We start from the raw sequence: 5,523 nt of genomic DNA, 5'->3' as shown, positions 1-5,523 counted from the left end.
CTGTTGGGGGGGTTGTTTTTCGCGTGTGCTGGCGCGAGAACCCCCCCCCCCCCCCCCCCGCCCCGCCCCCCCCCCCCCCCCCCTGCCCCCCCCCCCACCACCTGGACATCAGTCCTGGAACTGCGGGCGGGCCTTCGTGGGTTGCGGCGCCGCAGGCCCCGGAGCCCCTGGATTCTCCGACGCACCCTCACACGCCCCGGCGCGCCGTCGTTCGGCCGTTTATGCCGCGTATATCTCCGCCTGGTTCGATGCCGGTCGGCGAACGGCGTCCCGCGGGAGCCGGTCCAGTTCCCGCGATGTGAGGACGGCATGTTCGAGCACCACAGCCCACCACGGCCGGTACGAAACCCGGTGAAACCACCGTTCCTCACTCGGCCTCGGGCATCGGGTGTGACGGGCGTACTGATCCTGGCCCTGCTCGCCACGCTGGTGCAGTTCCTCCCGGTGCTCACCTCGTCGGCGTCCGCCGCAGTGGCCGACCACTCGGTGGCGACCTGGAACATGCAGCGGAAGAAGAAGAACTGGCAGACCGCGCTGACCTACCTCCTCCCGGGGCGCGAGGCGGTGGCCCTCCAGGAGGTGCCGGACACCGTCACCGCACCGAGGGGCTACGACCTCTACTCGCCGGTGCCCAACGACCCGGTCGACATCGGGACCTTCAGGCGATCCGGAGGGGCGAAGAACAACACGTACTCCGTGTACAAGCACGAGTGGACGGTCACGGGCCGTCCCGCCCCGGACGCGGACACCGTCTACATCTACTACCTCAACACCAACAGCACCGGCACGAACATCGCGTTCATGACCCACGCGAACCTGGACGTCCGCGACGGGCAGGGGCAGGTCGACGTCATCGGCTGGCGGGACGACTTCGACGTTCCCGGCAAGTATCCGAAGCCCATGCTGGGGCTCAAGCTCGGTGACACCTGGTTCTACAGCGCGCACATGCTCACGGACGGTGGCGACGATGCCGTCGACCAGCTCACGGCGGTCGACGCGGCGAGGCCGGGGCAGAAGTGGGCGGTCATGGGCGATTTCAACCGCAAGCCGGCGACTCTGGCCGGGGCGCTCGCGGCGCACCCCGGGTAGCGCGCGATAAGGAGCCGTCAGGACACCCGGCCGACAAGCCCGGTACGGGAACGCGAACTGGACTACATGGTCGCGAGTGACCCGACGGGCATAGCCCAGGAGTACACCGGCTTCGTCCAGGGATACTTCAACGACACCCAGTCCGACCACCTGCCCGTCGGGTTCCGGCTGGAACCGAATCCCCAGGACCGTCAGAACGGGCGGGACCACTGTCCGCAGGGCCTTCCGCCGCTCCCCCGCGTCGCGGCCGTACCGGCCGCCGCCACCACCGCGGCCGACACCACCACCGCGCAGACACCCGCGAGCGCCGACCCGTCGGCACCACAGCACGGCAGGACCTCGCTCCTCACCTCGGCCTCCGGCAACCTGGTCGCCGACGTGACGGGCGGTTCACCGGCCGCCGGCACGGGTGCGCGCGGCCGCACCCGCCTGTGCCCCGCAGCAGAACTGGGCGACCTGGCAGAAGTCCGACGACACCTGGGTGATCGAGACCGGACTGACCAACGGCACCACCGCCGCAGGGCAGGGCAGCGTGCTCGGCCTCCCCACGTACGGCGACCAGGTGGCGATCCGCCCGATCGAGAACGACGCCACCGGAAAGCCCGACGGCAGTCCGGGCCAGCGCTGGCGGTTCGCCCCGGCCGACGTGGACGGCTGGTACCAGATCACCGCCGCGTCCACCGGGGCCTGCCTCACCGCCTCGACGGACGGGGCCGGCCTGGCCACGAAGGACTGCGACGGGTCCGACCGGCAGCGGTGGCGGCTGTCCATGCCCTGCTACGGGCCCGGTCACGCCGTTCCGGGATTCCCGGACACTCCGTGGCCGACCGTGGCGGACCACCCCGAGCTGACCTGGCCGTCCCTGCCCGCGCATCCGGCCATCGCCTGGCCGTCCGTCCCCGGCTACCCGAACATCCCCATGCCCGGCCACCCCGATCTGCCGGAGATCCGCTGGCCCGGGTTCCCGACCGTGCCGAGCCTGCCGTGGCCGACGATCGGCGGCCACCCCGAGGCCACCTGGCCTTCCGTGCCGGGTTTCCCGACCGTCCCCTGGCCCACGATGCCCGGACACGCCGACGTCCCGTGGCCGGTGCTGCCACTGCCCGGCAACGGGAACGACGACGGCACCGCCCTGGTCCCCGGCCTCCCGGCGGTCACCGACCCGGCGATCCCGGACCACCCGGGCCTCGCCTGGCCGACCGTCCCCGGGTTCCCGCAGGTCAAGTGGCCCTCCGTCCCCGGCAATCCGACCGTTCCGTTCCCCGGCCACCCCGCCATGCCCACCGTCACGTGGCCGGGCGCGCCGTCGTTCCCGTCCGTCCCGTGGCCCCAGCTGCCGGACCAGCCCTCCTGGAGCTGGCCGTCGATCCCGGGCTTCCCGACGATCCCGTGGCCGTCGCTGCCCGGTCTGCCGAACGTGCCGTGGCCGACCACCTCGGGCTTCCCGAACGACCCCGCCGCGTCCGCCAATCCGCCCAAGGCCCCGGAACAGCCGAACAAGTGCGAGCCGGCGGACACCAACCAACCGGCCGCCGACGACGACGCCCCGCCCGGCCCCGGCGATCCCAACCCCGGTGGCGGTGGCACACCCGGCGGCGGCCCGTCCGTGCCCGCCCTCCCCGCCATCGGCCTGCCCGGCTTCCCGCCGCTGCCCAGCCTGCCCTCCTGGGGAGGCACCCCCGGCGGGCCGAGCTGGCCCAGCGGACCCGGCGGCGGTACGCGGCCGGAGCCGACCCAGGGGATCAGCATCGTCTCCGCCGCCGACGCCCAACTGGTGCCGGACGTACGCGGCGGCGTGCCCGCCGTGGGCACGCCCGTCCAGGCGTGGCAACCCAACTCGACCGACTCCCAGCGCTGGGCGTTCTGGGACCGGGGCAACGGCAACTGGCTGATCGAGTCCCGGCTCACCTACGGCGGCAACCGCCCGGAGGAGCGGCTGGTCCTCGGGCAGGACACCGCCTCCCACCGCACCGAGCTCCAGGCGGTGGCGGCGGACCGGACGAACCAGCTCTGGAAGTTCGCCGACGCCGGGAACGGCTGGTCGACGATCACCAACGGTGACGGCGGCGGCTGCCTGACCCTGTCCGCGTCCGGCCAGCCGCTGACGGTCGGCACCTGCGACGGCTCCGACCGCCAGAAGTTCCGCCTGACCGGCCCCACCGGCAGTGACGGCGGCGGTGACGCCGGCTCGGTGCCCGTCTACTCGGCGTTCCCGGGCAAGTGCCTGGACGTCACCGGAGGCAACACGGCCGACAAGACCCCGATCGACCTGTACGACTGCAACAACACCCGCTCCCAGCGCTGGACGCCGTCCGCGAGCAGCGGCGTCTTCACCCTGAAGGCGTTCGACAAGTGCCTGGACGTGGCCGGGGGCCTCACCAACCGCGGCACCCGGGTCGGCCTGTACACCTGCAACGGCACCCCTGCCCAGAACTGGCAGCAGGGCGACAACAGTTCACTCGTCAACCCCGCCTCGGGCAGGTGCCTGGACGTCACCGACGGCAACTCCGCGAACGGCACCGCCCTGCAGATCTGGGACTGCAACGCGACCGACTCGCAGCGCTGGGGCCTGGGCAGCGTCCCGCCCCGCGCGCCCCAGCAGCCGGCGCCGAAGCCGGGCACCGGCCCGGTGGTCAACCCCGGCGTCGGAGCCGGGCAGGTCTCCACCCTCGTCTCCGGGAACAACGGGATGGTGGCGGACCTGGACGGCGGCACCACCAACTCCGGTACGTCGATCAAGGCGCTCGGCGCGAATGGCAACGACGCGCAACGCTGGGCGTTCTGGGCCACCGCGAACGGGCGGTGGATCATCGAGACCCTGCTCACCGACGGGAAGACGGCGGCGGGCCAGGGCATGGTCATGGACCACGACCCGGGCAACCACCGCACTCACCTGATCCGGACCATGGACGGCAACGCCAACCAGCACTGGGCGTTCCGGGACGCGAGCAACGGCTGGTTCTGGATCACCAGCGACACCGACAACAACTGCCTCACCGCCAACAACCCCGGCGAAGCCCTCGCCATCAGCCCCTGCGACGGCAGCGACCGCCAGAAGTGGCGCCTGGACAACGTGGCCCAGGGGCCGTCCGCTCCCCAGCCGCAGCCGCAGCCGCAGCCGCAGCCGCAGCCGCAGCCGCAGCCCCAGCCCGGCGGCGGATCCTCCGGCGGGTCGCCCGGCGGTCCGGTGGTCGGTCCGAACATCGGCAGTAGCCAGGTCGCCACGCTCCGGTCGAACAACAACGGGCTGGTCGCCGACCTCGACGGCGCCAACACCGCCTCCGGCACCTCCATCAAGGCACTGGGCGGCAACGGCAACGCCGCCCAGCGGTGGGCGTTCTGGGACGCGGGCAACGGCCAGTGGATCGTCGAGACCCTCCTCACGGACGGCAAGGCCGCGCCGGGCCAGGGCATGGTGATGGACCACAACCCCGGCGTCCACCGCACCCACCTGACGCAGAACCAGCAGGGGAACGCCAACCAGCGCTGGTCCTTCCGCGACGCGGGCAACGGCTGGTACTGGATCGTCAGCGCCACCGACGGTGGCTGCCTCACCGCCAACAACGCCGGTGAGCAGCTCGGGGTGTGGCGGTGCGACGGCTCCGACAAGCAGCGCTGGCGCCTGGACAACGTCCAGAATGGCCCGACCCCCGGTGGCGGCGGCTCCGGAGGAGGCGGCGGCAACACCGGTGGCGGAGGCGGCAACACCGGCGGTGGTGGCCAGCCGTCCTCCGACTGCGCCCTCCAGCCCCCCGGCGCGGAGCGCCAGGGCTCCTGGATGTGGAGGAACTTCACCATCTGCCGAGGCCAGACCTTCGAGGCCACCGGGAACCCGGACCAGTGGACCGTCCTGAAGATGGAGGACAACGGTGAACTGGCGCTCTGGTACACGGAGGTCAACGAACTCGGGCAGGAGCGCCGGGTGAAGGAGTGGAGCGCTCCGGGCAGCGCCGGCTGCGGCACCCGGGCGACCATGCAGACGGACGGCAACTTCGTCGTCTACGGCGTCGGCAACCAGGCCTGCTGGTCCTCCGGCACCGCCGGCTACACCAACGCCTGGCTGGAGATCAACCAGTCGGGAACGCTCTCGATCTGGTGGACCGACCAGAACCTGGCCCAGATCGGACTGGGCGGGCTGCTCACCTGGATCGGCTTGATCCCGCACCTGGAGTGGAGGGCCGGCACCCAGCACAAGATCTCCGTTCCCAACTGCGGCAGGATCAAGTGCTTCTGACGCCGGATCCTGACCGATCGCGCCGCTGACGGCGTCCGGCGAAATCGAAGGCCCGCCCCCATACCTGGCGGTTCCTAACGGTCGTTGCAACACGTGGTCGGTTGTCTAGTAGGGCTTGGTCAGGTTTGTATGGATGTGGGTATGTCGCGGTGGCAGGTGGGGCAGGCGCCGGCCCAGGTTGCGAGGAGGAACTGCATTTC

The 5,523-nt window shown here is 71.8% G+C and carries 2 protein-coding genes; both read left to right on the top strand.

From position 1 onward, the window contains the following. Positions 1 to 390 precede the first annotated feature (390 nt). Positions 391 to 1,089: an exonuclease/endonuclease/phosphatase family protein gene (locus AC07AL_RS38390; RefSeq protein WP_363633151.1), complete on the top strand. Its 699-nt coding sequence runs from the start codon at positions 391 to 393 to the stop codon at positions 1,087 to 1,089. Between the two features lie 409 nt (positions 1,090 to 1,498). After that, the gene (locus AC07AL_RS38385; RefSeq protein WP_478319556.1) at positions 1,499 to 5,323 is read left to right on the top strand and encodes an RICIN domain-containing protein; all 3,825 of its coding nucleotides are present in this window, start codon (positions 1,499 to 1,501) and stop codon (positions 5,321 to 5,323) included. Positions 5,324 to 5,523 lie beyond the last annotated feature (200 nt).

Source organism: Kitasatospora sp. NPDC043949 (assembly GCF_056435365.1).
The sequence above is the reverse complement of the archived record's forward strand: the minus strand, read 5'-3'. Positions and strand labels throughout refer to the sequence as shown.